General features: G+C 67.6%; 19 protein-coding genes. 12 read left to right on the forward strand and 7 right to left on the reverse strand.

What is annotated here, in order from left to right; translation table 11 throughout:
* Positions 1-663 (reverse strand): ribulose-phosphate 3-epimerase, encoded by a 663-nt coding sequence (gene rpe / locus HNO88_RS05995; protein ID WP_184243188.1) that lies wholly within the window; start codon positions 661-663, stop codon positions 1-3.
* 278 nt (positions 664-941) lie between these two features.
* Between rpe and HNO88_RS06000 the strand changes: the two genes are divergently transcribed.
* Positions 942-1,454 carry a DUF2141 domain-containing protein gene (locus HNO88_RS06000; protein WP_184243541.1) on the forward strand — a complete coding sequence of 171 codons (513 nt, stop codon included), beginning with the start codon at positions 942-944 and terminating at the stop codon, positions 1,452-1,454.
* A 164-nt stretch (positions 1,455-1,618) separates the two neighbouring features.
* On the opposite strand, the gene HNO88_RS06005 is transcribed toward HNO88_RS06000, so the two are convergent.
* From HNO88_RS06005 to HNO88_RS06015, 3 genes are read right to left on the reverse strand one after another with little or no spacing between them, the layout of a single operon-like run.
* Entirely contained in the window at positions 1,619-2,368 is a 750-nt protein-coding gene (locus HNO88_RS06005; protein ID WP_184243588.1) for a nucleotidyltransferase family protein, read from the reverse strand.
* Positions 2,365-3,261 carry a hypothetical protein gene (locus HNO88_RS06010; RefSeq protein WP_184243189.1) on the reverse strand — a complete coding sequence of 299 codons (897 nt, stop codon included), beginning with the start codon at positions 3,259-3,261 and terminating at the stop codon, positions 2,365-2,367. The genes HNO88_RS06005 and HNO88_RS06010 overlap by 4 nt, the downstream gene beginning before the upstream one ends.
* Positions 3,258-4,235 carry a diacylglycerol kinase family protein gene (locus HNO88_RS06015; protein WP_312857004.1) on the reverse strand — a complete coding sequence of 326 codons (978 nt, stop codon included), beginning with the start codon at positions 4,233-4,235 and terminating at the stop codon, positions 3,258-3,260. Before HNO88_RS06015 ends, HNO88_RS06010 begins: the two co-directional genes overlap by 4 nt.
* A 220-nt stretch (positions 4,236-4,455) precedes the next feature.
* Here HNO88_RS06015 and HNO88_RS06020 point away from each other — a divergent pair, with 220 nt between their 5' ends.
* The 3 genes from HNO88_RS06020 to HNO88_RS06030 are packed head-to-tail and all read left to right on the forward strand — an operon-like array spanning position 4,456 to position 7,163.
* Positions 4,456-5,604, forward strand: coding sequence for a CDP-alcohol phosphatidyltransferase family protein (locus HNO88_RS06020; protein ID WP_184243191.1), 1,149 nt, complete (start codon positions 4,456-4,458; stop codon positions 5,602-5,604).
* Positions 5,601-6,026, forward strand: coding sequence for an HIT family protein (locus tag HNO88_RS06025; protein ID WP_184243192.1), 426 nt, complete (start codon positions 5,601-5,603; stop codon positions 6,024-6,026). Before HNO88_RS06020 ends, HNO88_RS06025 begins: the two co-directional genes overlap by 4 nt.
* Before the next feature lie 12 nt (positions 6,027-6,038).
* Positions 6,039-7,163: a glycosyltransferase gene (locus tag HNO88_RS06030; RefSeq protein ID WP_184243193.1), complete on the forward strand. Its 1,125-nt coding sequence runs from the start codon at positions 6,039-6,041 to the stop codon at positions 7,161-7,163.
* A gap of 88 nt (positions 7,164-7,251) precedes the next feature.
* Here HNO88_RS06030 and HNO88_RS06035 read toward each other — a convergent pair whose 3' ends face one another.
* Positions 7,252-7,992 (reverse strand): phosphocholine cytidylyltransferase family protein, encoded by a 741-nt coding sequence (locus HNO88_RS06035; protein WP_184243542.1) that lies wholly within the window; start codon positions 7,990-7,992, stop codon positions 7,252-7,254.
* A gap of 115 nt (positions 7,993-8,107) precedes the next feature.
* On the opposite strand from HNO88_RS06035, the gene HNO88_RS06040 reads away from it, so the two are divergent.
* Both HNO88_RS06040 and HNO88_RS06045 read left to right on the forward strand, forming a co-directional pair.
* Positions 8,108-9,466 carry a lipopolysaccharide biosynthesis protein gene (locus HNO88_RS06040; RefSeq protein WP_184243194.1) on the forward strand — a complete coding sequence of 453 codons (1,359 nt, stop codon included), beginning with the start codon at positions 8,108-8,110 and terminating at the stop codon, positions 9,464-9,466.
* A gap of 40 nt (positions 9,467-9,506) precedes the next feature.
* Positions 9,507-10,718, forward strand: coding sequence for a M20 metallopeptidase family protein (locus HNO88_RS06045; RefSeq protein WP_184243195.1), 1,212 nt, complete (start codon positions 9,507-9,509; stop codon positions 10,716-10,718).
* Between the two features lie 171 nt (positions 10,719-10,889).
* On the opposite strand, the gene HNO88_RS06050 is transcribed toward HNO88_RS06045, so the two are convergent.
* The gene (locus HNO88_RS06050; protein ID WP_184243196.1) at positions 10,890-11,195 is read right to left on the reverse strand and encodes a GNAT family N-acetyltransferase; all 306 of its coding nucleotides are present in this window, start codon (positions 11,193-11,195) and stop codon (positions 10,890-10,892) included.
* A 78-nt stretch (positions 11,196-11,273) separates the two neighbouring features.
* Between HNO88_RS06050 and HNO88_RS06055 the strand changes: the two genes are divergently transcribed.
* Both HNO88_RS06055 and HNO88_RS06060 read left to right on the forward strand, forming a co-directional pair.
* Positions 11,274-12,269, forward strand: a complete 996-nt coding sequence (locus tag HNO88_RS06055) for a threonine aldolase family protein (protein ID WP_184243197.1) — start codon at positions 11,274-11,276, stop codon at positions 12,267-12,269.
* Positions 12,266-13,192: a DMT family transporter gene (locus HNO88_RS06060; protein WP_184243198.1), complete on the forward strand. Its 927-nt coding sequence runs from the start codon at positions 12,266-12,268 to the stop codon at positions 13,190-13,192. Before HNO88_RS06055 ends, HNO88_RS06060 begins: the two co-directional genes overlap by 4 nt.
* Here the strand turns inward: HNO88_RS06060 and HNO88_RS06065 are convergent.
* Positions 13,102-13,935, reverse strand: a complete 834-nt coding sequence (locus tag HNO88_RS06065; RefSeq protein ID WP_184243199.1) for a Rossmann-fold NAD(P)-binding domain-containing protein — start codon at positions 13,933-13,935, stop codon at positions 13,102-13,104. The genes HNO88_RS06060 and HNO88_RS06065 overlap by 91 nt on opposite strands.
* 255 nt (positions 13,936-14,190) lie before the next feature.
* Here HNO88_RS06065 and pepN point away from each other — a divergent pair, with 255 nt between their 5' ends.
* The 4 genes from pepN (at position 14,191) to HNO88_RS06085 (ending at position 19,782) form a co-directional block, all read left to right on the forward strand.
* Positions 14,191-16,860 carry an aminopeptidase N gene (pepN, locus tag HNO88_RS06070; protein WP_184243200.1) on the forward strand — a complete coding sequence of 890 codons (2,670 nt, stop codon included), beginning with the start codon at positions 14,191-14,193 and terminating at the stop codon, positions 16,858-16,860.
* Between the two features lie 24 nt (positions 16,861-16,884).
* Positions 16,885-17,649, forward strand: a complete 765-nt coding sequence (gene pgeF, locus HNO88_RS06075; protein ID WP_184243201.1) for a peptidoglycan editing factor PgeF — start codon at positions 16,885-16,887, stop codon at positions 17,647-17,649.
* 226 nt (positions 17,650-17,875) lie between these two features.
* On the forward strand, positions 17,876-18,442 hold the full coding sequence (gene petA, locus HNO88_RS06080) for a ubiquinol-cytochrome c reductase iron-sulfur subunit (protein ID WP_184243202.1): 567 nt from the start codon (positions 17,876-17,878) through the stop codon (positions 18,440-18,442).
* 11 nt (positions 18,443-18,453) lie between these two features.
* Entirely contained in the window at positions 18,454-19,782 is a 1,329-nt protein-coding gene (locus HNO88_RS06085) for a cytochrome b (RefSeq protein ID WP_184243203.1), read from the forward strand.
* Positions 19,783-19,793 lie beyond the last annotated feature (11 nt).

Genomic DNA, 19,793 nt, shown 5'->3' on the forward strand with positions numbered 1-19,793 from the left:
TCAGTCCAGACCCTTGAGCGTTCGGATGTTGGCGGCGTAACGTTCCGGTCCACCTCGGAACGTCGCGGTGCCGGCGACCAGCACGTCGGCGCCGGCGTCGACGCAGGAGGATGCGGTCGTCGCGTCCACTCCGCCATCGACCTCGAGGCGGATGTCGCGGCCGGTCTTGTCGATCATCTTGCGCACCGCTTCGATCTTGCGCAGCTGGCTGGAGATGAAGCTCTGTCCGCCAAAACCCGGATTGACGCTCATGATCAGGACCAGGTCGATCTCGTCGATCAAGTAGTCGAGCATCTTGGCGGGCGTGCCGGGATTGAGCGAGATGCCGGCCTGCTTGCCCAGCCCCTTGATCGCCTGCACCGTGCGATGGACGTGCGGGCCGGCTTCGGGGTGCACGGTGATGATGTCGGCCCCGGCGGCGGCGAAGGCCTCCAGGTAGGTGTCAACCGGCGAGATCATCAGGTGCACGTCGAACGGCTTGGTGGTGTGCGGGCGCAGCGCCTTGACCACGGCGGGACCGATGGTGATGTTGGGCACGTAGTGGCCGTCCATAACGTCGACGTGGATCCAGTCGGCACCGGCTTCGTCGATCGCGCGGATCTCTTCGCCCAGGCGGGCAAAATCGGCGGACAGGATGGAGGGGGAGATCAATGGCACGGGCATGCGAAGAAATGTCCTTTATCGGCGACTAGTACACCATATCTTGTGGCGACAAGCTGTGCCGCTGCGTTTTCCACACGCGATGGTGCATGGCACAGGAATCCTTCGCAGAGGACCCGCATCGTTGCACAGGGCAACTGGAGCGTGACGGTCAATTCAGAGCGGATTAAGCGGCCGTCGCGCAAGACGAACGGATGCGTGGGGCCTCACGATCGATACGGCTCCATCGACATGGCGGCTCGAACATCGACATGCGCTGGCCGCAGAAAGACTATCAGGACATGAACATTCACAACCCGTCTGGAATTTTCTCCCGAACTCTGGCTGCTGCCGCCCTGGGCGCCGTGGCCCTCGCCGGCAGCGCGCCGGCGGCCGCGCAGTACAAGCAGGAAGTGCGCAACGACATGCGCCGCTGCGAAACGGGCGACGGCCCCGCGGTGCTGGTGACGGTCGAGGGCGTCAAGAGCTCCACCGGAAAGCTGCGCATCCAGACCTATCGCGGCACACCGGGCGACTGGCTGCAGAAGGGACGCTGGCTCTCGCGGATCGAGGTTCCCGCGCGTGCCGGGCGGATGACCTTCTGCCTGCCGGTCCCGGCCGCCGGGTCCTACGCGGTGGCGGTGCGCCATGACGTCAACGGCAACGGCGATACCGACATCCGCAGCGACGGCGGCGGCATGTCGAACAATCCCAGCATCAACATCTTCAACCTGGGCAAGCCGAGCGTGAGCAAGACCGCGTTTCCGGTCGGCAATGGGGTGAGGCCGATCCGCATCCAGATGAAGTATATGTGACGCCCTAAGCAAATCTCTTCGTCATTCCCGCGAAAGCGGGAATCCATCTCCAGGTGGTTCGTTCGGCGCAAGGTCAGGAGATGGATCCCCGCGTTCGCGGGGATGACGAATGCTTTGGTTGCCGAACGGGGTCTGATTCCGAGAGGCGCTCCTAGAAGAAGCCTTCAAGCCACCAACGCGCGGACTTGCCTCAGGTCTTCGGGCTTGTCGACGTCGACCGCGGCCAGGCCGTCCCGCGCAGGTACGGCGGCGGCCGTGATGCCGATCCGCCGGCCCAGGCCTGCAATCGCCTCGGTCATGGTCAGCTTGCCCGTGGCGTAGCGCCACAAGGTGCCGACGCCCAGACGCGCGGCGATGCGCCAGGGGCGCTTGCGGTCAGCTTCGACCGCGCTCCAGGTGGCGATCGCGGCTTCGGCTCGTGGGCTGGCCAGCAGGAACAGGTTGCATCCCGACCAGCCCCCGTCGGCAAGCTTGAGGTAGGTCCGCCGCGTGCCCGGCAGCGCGCGCTCCACCGCATCGCGATGGGCGAGCAGCACGGCGACATCGGCATCGTCTGGGGTGTCGGCCAGGAAGTCGTGGATCCACTCGGGCCGCAGCAGTGCATGATCGGCGGTCGTCACCAGCATCGGCGCGCCGAGGCGGTCGAAGGCGGCAGCGACGCTGGCACTCGGCCCGCGACCGGTGGGCAGGACGATGCAGCCCAGCGCTTGCGCAAGGGCGACCACGGCGGGCTCGTTCGCGCTGACCGCGATCGTACCGCTGCCGGCCTGTCGCAGCGCCTCGACGACGCGGGCCAGCATCGGCGCGCCGCCTACGTCCACCAGAGCCTTGTGCGCCACCCCCTCTGCGAGCGCCACGGGATCGGGGGCGCCCGGGCGCGAACCGGCCAGGACCAGAGCGGCTGGTCCCGTCACGGCTTTGCCTGCCGCGCGCGCCAGACCTGCCAAAGCACCGCCGGCGCGGCGAGCACCGGGTGCTTCTCGCGCCAGGGCGTCAGTTTGACGGGCACGCCGGTATGCCGCTCGATCTTCCATGCGCCATAGCGCGCCGCGCCTTCGAACGTGGTGGAGGCGCGGATGAGGCGCACGAGGTTGTACGGCTTGCCCAGCCGTTGCCGGCGCGCCCACCAGCGCAAGAGTGCGGCGCGGCGCGACGGCGCGAGAGCGGGGCGCAAGGTGCCGTCCGCATCGCGCGAGAAGCCGATACCCTGGGCATCGAGGGCAAGGGGCAGCAATCCGTCGAAGTGCTCGCGATTGGCCGCCAGGATGGACTCCTCTCGCCCACCGCGCTCGACCCGGAACTCGGCAGCGTAAGTGGCCCGGAACAAGGCGCGCCAGTATGCGTCTGCCGTGCCTTCGTTGGGCCCGAGCGCCACCGCTAGCCGCGCGGCAGTCTGCGCCGCCTGCGCCACCGCGTCGCGGATCGCCAGTGCCGAAGCCTCGTCGCGGCTCCAGGCCAGCGCACTCGGCTGGACGAAGCGCGCCCAGATCGTGGTGTCGAGCAGGCGTCCGGCGGCGGCGGCGGCAAAGGTCGCCAGCGTCATCGTCGCGACCTTGGCGCGCAGCACCACGCCTTCGTGCTCCCACTCATGATAGCTGACGCGCGGCCAGATCCCACGCTCGATCGGTCCGGTGGTGAGGACATAGAAGTCGAGCACGCCCTCCAGCAACCCGGTGCGCAAGTTCGATCCGTAGAACAGGACGCCATGCACGCGTCCATCCGCCAGCCGCTCGGCAAAGGCCCGAACTTCGGGAACGACCGGGCGCGCAAGTGCCGTCGCGATTCGCGCGGCGAGAGTGTCGCTCATGGCACGACGAAAGTGAGCTGCGGTCCTTCTTCCAGCACGTAATGCCCCGCCGGAAACGCCTCGCCATCCAGGATGAAGGCGCCGCCGAGTTCGAAGTCGACCGGCCCCGACGCCACCCGGTGCGTGCCGGCACGCTGCATGAACTTGGGCAGGAAGCCGAGCAGGATCATCGGCAGGAGCATCAGGACCCAGCGAATCGGCGCGTCGAGCACCGCCAGCTTCAGCCCGGCGGGAGGATTCTTGCCGAACAGCCGCAGGCCCAGCGGAAACCGCTCGAACGTGGAGGCGACCGCCAGAAAGCGCTCGTCCGGCTTGCCGGGGCCGCGACGCGGCAGTTCGCGGCCGGTGACGAGGTTGCGCAGGCGCATGCGGGTGCTGGCCCGCCAGGGGTTGCCGGCGCGACCGAACACGATCTGCAGGATGCACCAGGCAATGGTGAGCCCGACGGCAAAGCTGTTGAAGGCACCGCGACGGTGCGCCGCCTGGCCAGCTTCGGTGCCGATCGTGAACACGCCGGAGCCGAGGAAGAAGCCGAGCACGCTGCCGCCTTTCTCACCCTGGTCGCGGTCGGTGATCCGCATCGGGCGGCGGTGGATGATCCCGCCGCTGCGTGCGGCGACCAGCGCCTCGGCCAGGCTCCAGTGGTTGGGGAGGCCGAGGTCGACCGCAAGGGCGTTGGTCTTGCCCTTAGGCAACACGATCATCGTGGGCCAGTTCTCACCGAAGATGTCCGCGCCGCAGGTGAGAACGTCGCGCACGGTGCCGTCGCCGCCGTCGATGACCAGGTAGTCGATGCCGCGCTGCGCGAAATCCCTCAGGCTGACCCGCAAGGCTTCGCGGCTGCGGGGTTCTTCGGTCAGGATGTTCGAGCAGTCGGCAAGCTCTGCTTCAAGCCCCTTGTTGCGGTGGCTGCGAGGATTGCGGACGATGCCGACCAGCGGCACGGCGCGCGCCCGCGGAGCGTAGGACGTCACCCGGGATGCCGCCGTGGGCCCTTGTCGCCCGACGCGGGGGAGGGCTTCGAATTCGTAGATCGTTCCGTGCACAACCCGGCCTACTTAGGGACGGTGCCCGCCAAAATCACCTGCAAATGGCGAGCGGACACACGCTTGTTACAGTTTTGTTGCGGTTCGGGCGCCTTGCCACCATGCTCCCGCATTGCCGCAGCGCCGCCCCTGGACTAGGGGCGCAACGATGGTTCAGACCGAAACATCGCTCGCTTTCGCGACCGTCGGCACCAACCCGACGCGGCTCTGGGGGCTAAGCGTCGAGGAGCGCGTGCGGCGCATCGCGGTGGCCGCGAAGCTCACCCCGCGCCAGGGCATGGCGGCACCGGTGGTTCTCGCCAACGCGGCCTACGCCTTCGATCCGGCCTGGTTCCGCCATGTCGCCGCACAGCCCGGACTGGTGCTGACGGTCGCCGGGGTGCCCGTCCTTGCCCACGCTCGCGACGCGGCTGAAGCCGAGGCGATCGAGGCGGCGATCGCGCAGGAACGGGCGCTCGTCCAGGCGGGTTCGCTCCAGGTGCTCGCCTACGAGGACGACCCCACGATCGAGAACAAGGCGCTTCGCAAGCGCGAGACACCCTTCGTGATGCCGCTGCGGGCGGACACGGTGCGTGACATCGAGCGGGCCAGCTACTTCGGCGCCTACAAGGGCGTCACCGATGTCCTGACCAAGTATCTGTGGCCCGAGTGGGCGCTGGTCCTGACGCGGATCTCGGCCAGGCTGGGCCTCACCCCCAACATGATCACCACGATCGGCGCGGCGCTCTGCGTGCTCGCCACCTGGTGCTTCGCCGAGGGCCGCTATTGGCTGGGCATGCTGCTGGGGCTGGGATTCATGGTGCTCGACACCGTCGACGGCAAGCTGGCGCGCTGCACCATCACGTCCTCGGCCTGGGGCAACGTGTTCGACCACGGCATGGATCTGGTACACCCACCGTTCTGGTGGTGGTTCTGGGCGACCGGGCTGGTCCACTGGAACCTGGGCTATGACGACACGACTTTCTGGTGGGTGCAGGGCGTCATCCAGCTCGGCTATTGGGTGCAGCGCCTGATCGAGGGCGTGTTCATGCGTCAGAACGGCATGATGCACATCCACGTCTGGCGCCGGTTCGACAGCCAGTTCCGCCTGATCACCGCACGGCGCAATCCGAACATGGTGATCCTGTTCGTCTCTATGCTGTTCGCACGACCCGACATCGGCCTGATCGCGGTCGCGTGGTGGACGGCGATCTCCTGCCTTGTTCATGCCATCCGGCTGGTCCAGGCGTGGCTCTTCCGCAGCCGCGGCGGCACGATCGTCAGCTGGCTGTCCGACGAAGGAGCCGCCGCGCGATGAACGCGACCATATCGAAGTTCGGCTATCCCGCCACGCTGGTGGCCGAATACGAACACTGGGTCGTCCTTTTGCGTCCCGCGCAGCCGACACTGGGCAGCCTGGTGCTCGCCGCCAGGTCGGACGCAACCGCCTTCGGCGACCTGCCGGCCCAAGCCCATGCCGAGCTCAAGACCGCCACGGCCGCGATCGAGCGGGTGCTGGGCGCCTTCGTCGGCTATGCCAAGCTCAACTACCTCATGCTGATGATGGTGGACCCGCACGTCCACTTCCACGTCATCCCGCGCTACGAGGGCACGCGCGAGTGGCAGGGGATGAGCTTCGCCGACATCGGCTGGCCCAAGGTGCCCGATCTCAACGCCGCGACAGCGCTGGCGCCCGAAGCGATCGCCGCCCTCTCTGGGGAGCTCTCAACCCGCTTCTGAAGTCTGCCGGACGTGCCCAGCCTCGCCATCTTCCTGCACCAACTCGTCGCCACCGGCGTCGCGCGCAATGCCGTGGCCATCGCCCAGCACATGCGCGAGGCGGGCTGGCGCGTGACTCTGGTGACCGTGCGACAGGGAGGCGAACTCGCCCACCTCGCGGACGGCCTCGACCATGTGGTGCTGGGCGGCGCGAAACTGCCACGCAAGCTGGAGCTGCTGCGCGCGGTGCCGGCGCTCGGCCGTGAGCTCACCGCTCTCGCGCCCGACATCGTCATGTCGGCCGGCAACCATGCGCATCTGGCCATGGTCTATGCGGCTCACGGACTGCGGCCGACGCCCCGCATCGTCTACCGCATCAGCAACGACCTGTTACACAATGCGCGCAACGGCGATCCGATCGCCACCTTGAGCCCGCGGCGGCTGATCGCCAACCTGGTAGTGCGAGAGGCCTCCCGGCTGGTGCTGGTCTCGCCGCATCTCGCCAGCGACGCGATTCTCACCACGGCGTTGGCGGAGGGCAGGGCGCAGGTCATCGCCAACGGTGTCGACATAGCCGCTGTGCGGGCCCGCGCAGCCGAGCCTTGCGATCATCCCTGGACTCACGAGGCAGTGCCGATCGTGCTGGGCATCGGCCGGCTGGCGCGGCAGAAGAACTTCGGGACGCTCGTCACCGCCTTCGCCCACGCGCGCGCCGAGCGCCCGCTGCGGCTGATGATCGTGGGCGGCGGCAAGCGCGCCTCGCGCGAGCGGTTGGAGCAGCAGGCGCGCGAATTGGGTGTGCTTGAAGACGTGGCTTTCGTCGGCCGGGTCACCAACCCCTTCCCCTATATGCGGGCTGCATCGGTGCTGGCGCTGCCATCGGTATGGGAGGGCGCGTCGAACGTGCTGCTGGAGGCGCTCGCCTGCGACGTGCCGATCGTGGCTTCGTACTCGGCGGGCAATGCCGAGCAAGTGCTGGACGGTGGCCGGTTCGGGCTGCTCGTCGACCCTTGGGACGCACAAGCCATGGCGCAGGCGCTGCTCGCGCAGGTCGATTCCGTCCGTGCGATCCGGCCAGGCGCGCGCGCGGCCGACTACGACCGCTCACGCACGCTGGCCGAGTACCAGGCGATGTTCGAGGACCTGATCCGCAGCTAGAGCGCCTTCGCTACGAGCCAAGACGCGCCGGGTTTTCGATGCCGACATTTCCCGCGCATTGACCGTGACCGGTCGACTTGAAAATGCTCTAGCGCGACGCCCAGCGGTCGGTCAGGGCAGTCGCGATCTCGATGTCGTTGAGGAAGTCGACTTCGGCCCACTCCTGGCCTTCGATCGAGACGGTGCCGACCTTGCCGGTGGGCGCGATGCTGTCGATCACCTTGAGGTACCAATGCTGCACGCCCTCGGGCGTGCGCATCGCCTTGCGCACGGTTTCGCGGAACAGTTCGACGCCTTCGCCCCGGAATGCCAGGAAGCCGATCGATTCGGCATTGGATTGCGCCGCGGTGAGCGTCTTGCCGATATGGACCAGGCGCTCGCCCTCGCGTTCGACCTTCATGTCGTCGCTGTCGTAGGCAGGCTTCACGTCCACAGTGACCGCGATCGGCCACCCGCGATCCTCCTGCACCGTGCGCACGATCTCCTCGGAGACCAGCGTATCGCCGTTCAGGATCAGGAAGTCCTGCGTCATCTGCTCGCGCACGATCCAGCATGAGCCCAGGTTGTCGGCGACCTTGAAGAACGGGTTGAAGCGCGTGGTGATCGTCACGCGTGGATCGTCGATCTGGGCGACGACATCGTCGACCATGTCGGTCATGAACCCGGTGACGACGTCGATGTGCCTGACGCCGCCGCGCGCCAGCATCTCTATCTGCCACTCGAGCAAGGTGCGGCCGGAAAAGTCGATCAGGCACTTGGGGCGTTCGGCCGTAAGCGGAAGCATGCGTGAGCCTTGCCCGGCGCTGAGGAGAATGGCGTGTTCGATCATCGCCACGCTCTACCCGCCTCGCGCCGCGAGCGGAAGTCGCGGCGTGTGTCCGCGCTCGGTACGGGGACGGCGCCCGGCTTGCCAGCATGGGGCGAAAGGCGCAAAGGAGGCGACAATGCCCGCCGGTCGCGCCAAGCCTACGCCATCCTCCAGTTCACCCATCGCGCGGATCCTCGCCAACACGGCCTGGCTGCTGGGGGGCAAGGGCTTCGGGGCGCTGTGCTCGATCGTCTACCTTGCGATCCTGACGCGCACGCTGGGCCTCAAGGGCTTCGGACACTTCTCGCTGATCTTCGGCACTGCGCAGGCGCTGATCGCGATCGCCGGCTTCCAGACCTGGCGCGTCGTCGTGCGCTATGGCGCCAGCCATGTGCATGAAAGGAACTGGGCGGCCTTCGGGCGGCTGGGCATGTTCGCAGGCGTGCTCGACGCAGTCGGCGCGGCATGCGGGTGCCTGATCGCCGCGGTCGTGTTCTTCGGCTTCGCGCACCTCCTCGATCTCAACGAGGACTATATCGTCCCGGGATTCCTGTTCTGCTGCGCGCAGCTGTGGGCGCTGGTGTCGGCGCCCACCGGCATGGTCCGGGCGATGAACAAGTTCCAGATGGCCGTATACGTCGAGGCGGTGGTGCCCGTCGGGCGCCTGCTCGGCGCGGTCGCGGTCTGGCTGATGACGCCCAGTGTCGGCTGGTTCCTGTTCGTCTGGGCCCTGGTCGACCTGATCGAGGCAGCGCTGTACTGGGCCATGGCCCGCAAGTTGTGTCCGGAGGCGGTGCGGTTGGCGCACCTGAAGGACTACCGTCGCGCGCTGGATGAGAACCCGGGCCTGTGGCACTTCTTCCTGGTCACCTTCGCCGGTTCGACGCTGGACGCACTCACCAAGAATGGGCCGCTGCTGATCGTCGGCGGCATCGTCGGGACCCGGGCGGCCGGTCTCTACCGCCTGGCGAGCCAGCTCAGCCAGGCGCTCAGCAAGTTCTCGACCATGCTGACCCGCGCCGTCTACGCGGAAGTCTCACGCATGCGGGTGGCCTCCAGCCTGCAGGAGTTCCGCAAGCTTGCGGTGCAGACCAGCCTGATCGCCGGCGCGGGCGGCCTGGTGGTGGTCGGCATCGCCCTTGTCGTCGGGCGTGGGCTGCTGGGGCTGATCGGTGGCACGGCCTTCGAGGGCGGCGCGGCGATCCTGGTGCCGCTCGCGGTGGCCGCCAGCTTCGACCTTGCAAGCGTCGCGTTCGAACCCGTGCTGCATTCGACCGGCAAGGCGCAGCTTTCGCTGACCGCGCGCCTGATCGGCCTGGCGGTGCTGGGGATCGCCATGGTGCTGCTGATCCACAACGGTCCGAGCGGCGCGGCCTGGGCAGTCGCGATGGGGTCGGCGGCGCTCTACGTGGTGATGGGGGGCATGGCCTTCTTCACCTTGAGGCACATAAAGGGCGATGAGCCCCTGCAACCGGCCGAGCAGTCCACCCTGTAAGCGACCTCGACATGGGCCGGCGCAAGCCTATGCTGCGGCCATGACCACAACCCTCGTCGCCGAAGCCGTTGCTGTGGCGGACCGGATCACGGCCTTGCGCCGGGCCGTCCATGCCGAGCCCGAGATCGGGCTGCACACGCCCAAGACCCGTGACAAGATCCGCGCCGCCCTCGCTCACCTGCCGCTGACCTGGAGCGAGGGACCATCCACCACCGGACTGGTCGCCACGCTGAAGGGCGGCGCGGGAGAGGGGCGCTCGGTCCTGTTGCGCGGCGACATGGACGCGCTGCCGATGCCCGAGGAGACCGGGCTGGAGTTCGCCAGCCAAGTGCCCGGCGTCATGCATGCCTGCGGCCACGATGCCCATGTCGCCATGCTCGCCGGCGCGGCCGAGCTGCTCTGCGCCCGGGCGGATGAGCTGAAGGGCGAAGTGCGCTTCATGTTCCAGCCCGGCGAGGAGGGGTACCACGGCGCGCGCTTCATGCTGGAGGACGGGCTGCTCGGCGGCGGCGAGGATGGCGTGCCGCTGCCCGACGCTGCCTTTGCGCTCCACGTCATGCCCAATGCGCCGCATGGTGTGTTCGGCGGGCGAGCCGGCGCGCTGCTCGCCTCGGCGGACCAGATCGGCATTCGCGTCAACGGGCGCGGGGGCCATGCCTCGATGCCGCACGGCACGCTCGATCCGATGCCGGTCGCCTGCGAGATCGTCACCGCGCTGCAGGCGATGGTGACGCGCAAGTTCAGCGTCTTCGATCCGGTCGTCGTCACCATCGCCAAGATCGAATGCGGCACCGCGCACAACGTCATCGCCGATACCGCGCAGCTCACCGGCACGATGCGCTCGCTCTCCCCCACAAGCAGGGCACGGCTGCGCGACGAGGTCCACAATCTCGCCGTCGGGATTGCCGGCGCCCATGGCCTCACCGCCGAGGTGACGATCCAGGAGGGCTTTCCGGTTACCATGTGCAACCCCGGCGCCGTCGACTTCGGCGAACGCGTTGCGCAGGGCCTGTTCAGCCAGTTCCTGCGCCTGCCAGACCCGATCATGGGCGCGGAAGACTTCGCCTATGTGCTGGAGAAGGTGCCCGGCGCCATGTTCTTCCTGGGCGTCAGCCACGAAGGCGAGGACTGGCAGCATTGCTGCGGCATCCACTCGACCAGGATGCGGGTGGACGAAAGCACGATGCCGCTGGGTGCTGCCTACCTGGCGGGATTGGCCGAGAGCTTCCTGGCCGAGGGGTTCTATTCGTAAAGGTTTTTGGCCCGCGGATCAGGGCGAAGGCATGCGTTTGACCCCGTCATCGGTTTCGTCATTCCCGCGAAAGCGGGAATCCATCTCCGGCTGCTTCGTTTGACGCCAGGTCAGGAGATGGATCCCCGCCTTCGCGGGGATGACGAATGATGGGGACGCGGCGCGATCAGCTCAGGCCCGCACGTCGTTCCACTCCGGGTGCCGCTTGAACGCCACCGCGACATAGCTGCACATCGGCTCGATCTTGAAGCCGCTCTCCCGCGCGTCGGCCACCAGCGCCTCGACCAGCCGGGCGGCGACGCCGCGGCCGCCGATCTCGGGCGGGACCAGGGTGTGATCGGCGATGTGCACGTCGCCCCGCTCGACCCAGGTCAGCCGGCCGATCGAATCGCTGTCGGCGAGGTGCGCCTGGTATTCGCCCGCACCCCCGCGGTCGTGCTTGGTGATGGTGAGGCCTACGCCTTCTCCACTTGCCATGTTCGCTCCTGTCTAGCCCGGACAACCCGTTGGCGCGGGACTTGACGCGCCTATCGTCCGGTAACAGGCGATGTGGCCATGCAGTTCCTCTCCGACAATGCCGCCGCCGTCCATCCTGCCGTGTGGAGCGCCATGCTCGCGGCGGATGCGCCCGATTCGCCGTACGATACCGATACGCTCAGCCGCGAGCTCGACGGCGCATTCTCAAGCCTGTTCGGGCGCGAATGCACGGCGCTGTGGGTGGCGACCGGCACCGCGGCGAACTGCCTGGCGCTCGCCGCCATGGTGCCCCCGCATGGAGGCGTGGTCTGTCACCGCGAAGCGCACATCGAAGCCGATGAAGGTGGCGCGCCCGGCTTCTATCTGCACGGTGCCAAGCTCATGCTCGCCGAAGGGCGGAGCGCCAAGCTGACGCCGGAGAGCATCGCTGCCGTCATCGATCCGATCCGCGACGACGTGCACCAGGTGCAGCCCCACGCGGTCTCGATCACGCAGGCGAGCGAATACGGCTGCGTCTACCGGCCGCAGGAGGTCGCCGCGATCGCCGCCTTCGCGAAAGCTCGCGGTCTGAGGCTCCACATGGACGGCGCCCGCTTCGCCAATGCCGTGGCGTACCTGGGCTGTGCTCCGGCCGAGGCTTGCGGCGGGGTCGACGCGCTGAGCTTCGGCTTCGTCAAGAATGGCGGCCTTGGCGCCGAGGCGATCGTGTTCTTCGAGCCGGGCCTTGCCGATGTGGTGCGTTACCGGCGCAAGCGGGCGGGGCACTTGCAATCCAAGGGCCGCTTCCTCGCCGCGCAGATCCTGGCGATGCTCAAGGACGACCTGTGGCTGCAGAACGGCCGGGCGGCCAACGCCGTCGCCGCCGAGATCGCGGCCGCGGCGGGCCCTCGCCTGCTGCACCCGGTGGAGGCGAACGAGATCTTCCTGACCGTCTCGGACGAGGAGCGGGCGGAGCTGCGCTCGCAGGGCTTCTCGTTCTACGATTGGGGCGTCGACGGCGCCCGGCTGGTAACATCGTGGAACGCCGATCCCGATCATGTCGGGGCGCTTGCCAAGGCAATCCGGGCGCTATGAGCGCGTCGGAGACGCCTCCGCCGCCGCATGCGCTGCTGCGGCCCGCGATCGCCATTCCCTTCCTGATCGTCGCGCTGATCTGGGGTTCGACCTGGTTCGTGATCCTGGGCCAGAACTCCGCGGCGCCGGTCGGCTGGTCGGTGACGTGGCGCTTCGTCATCGCCACGCCGGCGATGTTCGTCGTGGCCCTGGCGATGCGTCGATCCCTGCGGCTGGGCGCGGCGGGCCAGCGGCTCGCCTTCTTCGTCGGGCTGACGCAGTTCTGCGGCAACTACAACTTCGTCTATCGCGCGGAGCATTACCTCACCTCCGGCATCGTCGCGGTCATGATCGGACTGCTGCTGGTGCCCAACACGCTGTTCGCGCGGGTGCTGCTGGGGCAGGTCATTTCCCGCCGCTTCGCGCTGGGCAGCGCCATCGCGATCCTCGGCATCGGGCTCTTGCTCCTGCATGAAGCCCGCATGGCACCACTCGGGGGACAAGTGCCGCTGGGCGTGTTCCTGGCGCTGATGGCCATGCTGTGCGCGTCGATCTCGAACGTCATGCAGGCGAACGAGACCGGGCAAAACCTGCCCGCCGTCAGCCTGCTGGCCTGGGCGATGCTCTACGGCACCTTGTGCAACGCCGGCCTGGCGCTGGTGCTGTCGGGGCCGCCGGTGATCCCGCTCGACGGCGAATACTGGTGGGGCACGGCCTATCTGGCGATCGCCGGCTCGGTGGTGACCTTTCCGATGTACTACACGCTGATCCGCCAGCTCGGCGCCGGACGCGCGGCCTACAACGGCGTCGCGGTGATCGTCATCGCCATGGTGATCTCGACCCTGTTCGAGGGCTATCGCTGGTCGCTGCTCGCGGCGATCGGAGCGGGACTGGCGATGGCCGGGCTGGTCGTGGCCCTGAGGGCGCGCAGGCCCGTCGCGTAGTCGGGATAGCGCGGGCTCCAGCCGAGGACGCGCCTGGCCTTGCCGTTGGCGACGCGCCGGTTCTCGGCATAGAACCCGCGCGCCATGGGTGAGAGCTGCGCCTCCTCGAGGCTGAGCAGCGGTGGCGGCGCCTGCCCCAGCAGTCGGCAGGCCTCCTCCACCAGCGTGTTCTGGCTGCAGGGCAGGTCGTCGGCGAGGTTGTAGGCGCCCGCCGGGGCGTTCAGGCCGGCCAGCACGCCCGAGGCGATGTCGTCCACATGCACCCGGCTGAACACCTGGTCCGGCAAGTCGATGCGGTGCGCGCGGCCTTGCGCGATCCGCTCGAACACGCTGCGGCCCGGGCCGTAGATGCCGGGCAGGCGGTAGACCCTGGCACCGCGTCCGAGCCATGCGGCATCGGCCTCGGCCCGGGCGGTACGGCGGCCGGTGCCGACCGGTGCGCTCTCGTCGACCCAGGCGCCGCCGGTGTCGCCGTAGACGCCGGTGGAGGAGAGATAGCTCAGCGGCTTGCCGGCCAGTGCCTGGCCATAGCGGTCGAGCACCGGGTCGAGGCCTTCGCCGCCCGGCGGCACCGAGGACAGCACGTGGTCGCTGTCGGCGAGCGCCAGGCGGATGTTGCCCTCGTCCTCGAACCTCAGAGTACCGGCGCTGCCGGTCGAGACCACGTCCCAGCCTTGCGCCTGGAGGGACCGGGCGATGACGGAGGCGGTGTAGCCGAGGCCGAAGATGAACATGCGGGGCATGTCGGATTCATGCGGCCCCGAAAGCTATGGCGCAACCCGGTTGCCGGCAATCCGACCTCTACCTTCGTCATTCCCGCGAAAGCGGGAATCCATCTCCCGCAGATCCGTTTGACGCGAGGTCAGGAGATGGATCCCCGCGTTCGCGGGGATGACGAAGGAGGAAGGTGTGCAGGGTCGGTGATGGTCACCTTCGCTCCGACCGCCTGAACCGAACAGGCGCTTACATTCGCACCCCAAAAGCCTAAGTACAGCCCCATGGACATCGCCAGCAGACCCTCCGAAGCACCCGAGAACCCCAAGATCGCCGACGCCGCCCCGCCGCCGCATGCGCCCAGCGTGATTCGGCGCGAGGATTACCAGCCACCGGCCTGGCTGGTGCCGGAGATCGCGCTCGATTTCGCACTCGGCCTCGATGCGACTCACGTCACCAGCAAGCTGAGTGTGCGCCGCAATCCGGATGGCAACGGCAGCCGGACGATGCGCCTCAACGGCGACCAGCTTGCCCCGCTGGCCGTGCGCGTGGACGGACAGGCGGTGAACGACTGGCGGCTCGACGGGCCTGACCTGCTGCTCGACCTCGCCGGAGAAGCGCACGAGGTGGAGATCGAGACCCAGCTCAACCCCGCTGCCAACAGCCAGCTGATGGGCCTCTATGCCTCGCACGGCATGCTGTGCACCCAGTGCGAGGCGGAGGGCTTCCGCCGCATCGCCTTCTTCCCCGACAGGCCCGACGTGCTGTCGACCTACCGGGTACGGATGAGCGGCGACAAGGCGGCGTTCCCGATCCTGCTCTCCAACGGCAACTGCGAAGCCACCGGCGAGAGCGCAGACGGCACGCACTGGGCCGAGTGGCACGATCCCTGGCCCAAGCCCTGCTACCTCTTCGCGCTGGTCGCGGGCGATCTGGTCGCCAACCACGACAGCTTCACCACCCGCTCGGGCCGCGAAGTCGAACTGAACATCTGGGTTCGCAAGGGCGACGAGAGCCGCACCCAGCACGCCATGGACTCGCTCAAGCGCTCGTTCCGCTGGGACGAGCAGGCGTTCGGGCGCGAGTATGACCTCGACTTGTTCAACATCGTCGCCGTGTCCGACTTCAACATGGGCGCGATGGAGAACAAGGGCCTCAACGTCTTCAACACCCGTTACGTCCTCGCCGATCCGGAAACCGCGACCGACAGCGATTATGACGCGATCGAAGGCGTGATCGGGCACGAGTACTTCCACAACTGGTCGGGCAACCGCGTGACCTGCCGCGACTGGTTCCAGCTGAGCCTGAAGGAAGGCTTCACCGTGCTGCGCGACCAGATGTTCAGCGCCGACATGGGCAGCCCGGCGGTGAAGCGGATCGAAGACGTGCGCGTGCTGCGCGCGGCGCAGTTCCCCGAGGACTCGGGGCCGCTCGCGCATCCGATCCGGCCCGATTCGTACCAGGAGATCAGCAACTTCTACACCGCCACGATCTACAACAAGGGTGCCGAGGTGATCCGCATGATGCGCACCATGGCAGGGCCCGAGCGCTTCCGCGCTGGCACCGACCTCTACTTCGACCGCAACGATGGGACTGCCGCGACCTGCGAGGACTTCGTGCGCGCGATCGAGGATGGCGCCGGGCTCGACCTCAAGCAGTTCCGCCTGTGGTATTCGCAGTCGGGCACGCCGCAGGTGACGGTGACGACCCAGCACAGCGGCGATACGTTCACGCTCAAGCTCACGCAGCTGGTGCCCCCCACCCCGAACCATGACGGGGGGGCACAGCCCGAGAAGCAGCCGATGCCGATCCCGCTCAAGCTCGCGCTGTTCGATCGCGAGACCGGCACGCATCGTGGCGAGGAGTTGCTCGTGCTCGACCAGGCCGAGCAGAGCTTCAGCTTCGCAGGCTATGCAAGCGCGCCCGTACTCTCGATCAACCGCGGCTTCTCGGCGCCGGTGGCGATCGACTTCGAGCGTCCGGTCGAAGACCTGGTGTTCCTCGCCGCCCACGACGACGATGCCTTCGCCCGCTACGAAGCCATGCAGAGTCTCGTCGTCCGCCACCTCATCGCGGCGGTGAGCAGCAACCTCGCTGAGGAAGCCCGCACTGCCGAGCGCGAGGCCATCGTCCAGGCGCTCCGCTCGATCCTGCTGGACGAGGCGCTCGACGATCTCATGCGGGGGGAACTGCTGATCCTGCCGGCCGAGGGCTACCTCGCCGAGCAGTTCCTGGTCGCCGATCCCAGTGCCATTCATGCCGAGCGCGAGGCGCTCAAGGCGTGGCTGGGCACCAAGCTGCGCGGCGATCTGGAGGCGCTGCACGACCGGGTAAGCGCCGTGCCCTATTCGCGCGATGCCGCGGCTCGCGGCGCGCGCAAGCTCAAGACCCAGGCGTTGACCTACCTCGCCGCCGGAGCTCCGGATGAGGCCCGCAGGCGCGCGATTGCGCAGTACTGTGCCGCCGACAACATGACCGACCGCCAGGGTGCGCTGATGGTTCTCGCCGGGCTCGACGGTCCCGAGCGCGGAGAGGCGCTGGCCGACTTCCACGGCCGCTATGCCGGCAATGCTCTGGTGATCGACAAGTGGTTCTCGCTCCAGGCCGGCTCCCTGCATCCCAAGGTGCTGGAGCATGCCAAGGCCCTGGCCGAGCACCCGGACTTCACCATGAACAACCCCAACCGGGTGCGCGCGCTCTACATGGCACTGGCGGTGAACCCGCAGGCGTTCCATGCGCCGAGCGGCGAGGGCTATCGCATCATCGGCGATCTCATCCGCCGTCTCGATCCGATCAATCCGCAGACCGCTGCTCGCTTCGTGCCATCGCTCGGGCGCTGGCGCCGGATCGAACCGGCGCGCGCGGCCCTGATGCGCGCCGAGCTGGAGCGGATCGCCGCCGAGCCGTCGCTGTCGAAGGACGTGCTCGAGCAGGTGACCAAGAGCCTTGGTTGAGGGCTGGCCCATGCCGGATCGCCCATGACCGTGGTCGAAGTCGTCCGCTCCTCGCTCCTGGGTGACGTCGCCCACGGCTTTCTCGGTCGGGCCGGCGGCGTCTCGCAAGGCATCGTGGCCGGCCTCAACGTCGGCCTGGGCTCCGGGGACGACCCGGAGCACATTGCCGAGAACCGCAGGCGCGCCGTCACCGCCGTCGCCCCTGGCTCACGGCTGGCGACCGTCTATCAGGTCCACTCCGCAGATTGCGTGACGGTGGCCGAACCCTGGCCCGACGACGCTCGCCCTCATGCCGATGCGCTTGTCACCGACCGACCCGGCCTGGCGCTGGGCATCCTGACCGCCGACTGCGCGCCCGTCCTCTTCGCGGATCGGAAGGCGGGCGTGATCGGCGCGGCTCACGCCGGCTGGAAAGGTGCGATCGGTGGCATCACCGATACGACGATCGCCGCCATGGAAAGGCTGGGCGCCGACCGCTCGCGGATCGCTGCCGCCGTCGGACCCTGCATCGCCCAGCAAAGCTACGAGGTGGATGAAGCGTTTCGCGATCGCTTCCTCGCGCAGGACGCCGCGCATACCCGGTTCTTCGTGCCCGGCATGCCGGAACGCTGGCAGTTCGATCTCGAAGGCTATGTCGTGGCGCGGCTGCGCGGTGCGGGACTGACTCGGGTCGAGGGACTTGGCCTCGACACGTATGCCGCGCCCGAGCGGTTCTTCTCGTTCCGCCGCGCCACACACGCCCGCGAGCCGTCATATGGCCGCCAGATTGCCTTGATTGCCCTGGCCTGAGCCGCTCGAAAGCAAGCACCCACGCCCATCCGAACTGCCCAAAAATGCGGTTGGCATGTGGGATATTCACGGCTATCAGCGCGCCAAGTCGGCATCGGCCCGGGGTGTCCGTGCGCCCGGCGTTTGCCGGCACGGGGGGATTCCAGGCAAAGATTGACTAGGAATTCAGCCTGCGCCGTTCGGTTGCGGGTTCAAGAAGAACTACGAGAGTAGGGCAAGGGCGAACATGGCAGAAGAAGCGGTCACGGAGTCTCCGGACCTGGTCCACGCAGACGGTGTGCGCCGGCGCGATTTCATCAACATCGCGGCGGTCAGCGCGGCCGGTGTTGCCGGTGTCTCGATTCTCTACCCGCTGATCAGCCAGATGTCCGCTTCCGCCGACGTGCTTGCCGCTTCCTCGACCGAGGTGGACATCTCGTCGATCAAGCCGGGCCAGGCGATCAAGGGCGTGTTCCGCAAGCAGCCGGTCTTCATCCGCAACCTGACGCCGAAGGAAATCGCCGAAGCCAATGCGGTACCGGTCGATTCCTTGCGCGATCCGCAGTCGCTCGCCGAGCGGACCAAGGAAGGCAAGGAGAACTGGCTCATCACCATGGGCGTGTGCACCCACCTGGGCTGCGTGCCGCTGGGCGCCGGCGAGGGTGAGAGCAAGGGTGAGTTCGGCGGCTACTTCTGCCCGTGCCACGGCTCGTCCTACGACACCGCCGCCCGCATCCGTAAGGGCCCCGCGCCCAAGAACCTCGAGGTTCCGGAATACGCATTCACGTCCGACACCGTCGTCAAGATCGGCTGAGGTAAGAGATCATGAGCTTTCCCTGGGCCCAAGAATACAAGCCGGCCAATGCGTTCACGCAATGGGTGGATGAGCGACTGCCGCTGCCGCGCCTCGTCTACAACGCGGTGGGTGCCGGCTATCCGGTGCCGCGCAACCTGAACTATTTCTGGAACTTCGGCATCCTGGCCGGCCTGTGCCTGGGCCTGCAGATCGTGACCGGCATCATCCTCGCGATGCACTACGCCGCCAACGCCGGCGTGGCGTTCGACAGTGTCGAGCACATCATGCGCGACGTGAACTGGGGCTGGATGCTGCGCTACGCGCACGCCAACGGCGCCTCGGCGTTCTTCGTGGTCATCTACATCCACATCTTCCGCGGCTTCTTCTACGGTTCGTACAAGGCCCCGCGCGAGATGGTGTGGCTGCTGGGCGTCACCATCTTCCTGCTGATGATGGCGACCGCCTTCATGGGCTACGTCCTGCCCTGGGGCCAGATGAGCTTCTGGGGTGCCAAGGTCATCACCGGCCTGTTCGGCGCCATCCCGCTGGTGGGTGAGCCGATCCAGCAATGGCTGCTTGGCGGCTTCGCGCCGGACAATGCCGCGCTCAACCGTTTCTTCTCGCTGCACTACCTGCTGCCGTTCGTGATCGCCGGCGTGGTCATCCTCCACATCTGGGCTCTGCATATCCCCGGCTCGTCGAACCCGACCGGCGTCGAGGTGAAGACCGAGAGCGACACCGTGCCGTTCTACCCCTACTTCGTCGCGAAGGATGGCTGGGCGGTCGGCGCGTTCGCATTCCTCTACTGCCTGGTGCTGTTCTTCTTCCCCAACGCTCTGGGCCACCCGGACAACTACATCCCGGCGAACCCGATGAGCACGCCGGCGCACATCGTGCCCGAATGGTACTTCTGGCCGTTCTACGCGATCCTGCGCGCCTTCACCGCGGACTTCTTCTTCATCCCGGCCAAGCTGATGGGCGTCCTCGCCATGTTCAGCGCGATCCTGGTGTGGTTCTTCATGCCCTGGCTCGATCGTTCGCCGGTCCGCTCGGGCGCCTACCGGCCCCTGTACCGCAAGGCGTTCTGGATCCTCGTCGTCGACGCGCTGGTCCTGGGCTACTGCGGCGGTGCTCCGGCGGCCGAGCCCTACGTGATGATCAGCCAGATCGCGTCGATCTACTACTTCGCGCACTTCCTGATCATCGTGCCGATCATCTCGGCGATCGAGCGTCCCGATCCGCTGCCGTATTCGATCACCGAGGCGGTGCTGGGCAAGGATGAGAACGTGCCGCTGAGCGCCAGCCCGACCGCGCCCTTCCCGGGCACCCAGCACCCCAACGCCCATGGGCACGCCTGAACCGAGCGAGA

Origin of the sequence: Novosphingobium chloroacetimidivorans (assembly GCF_014204535.1) — a bacterium.
In the GTDB taxonomy this organism is placed as follows: Bacteria; Pseudomonadota; Alphaproteobacteria; order Sphingomonadales; family Sphingomonadaceae; genus Novosphingobium; species Novosphingobium chloroacetimidivorans.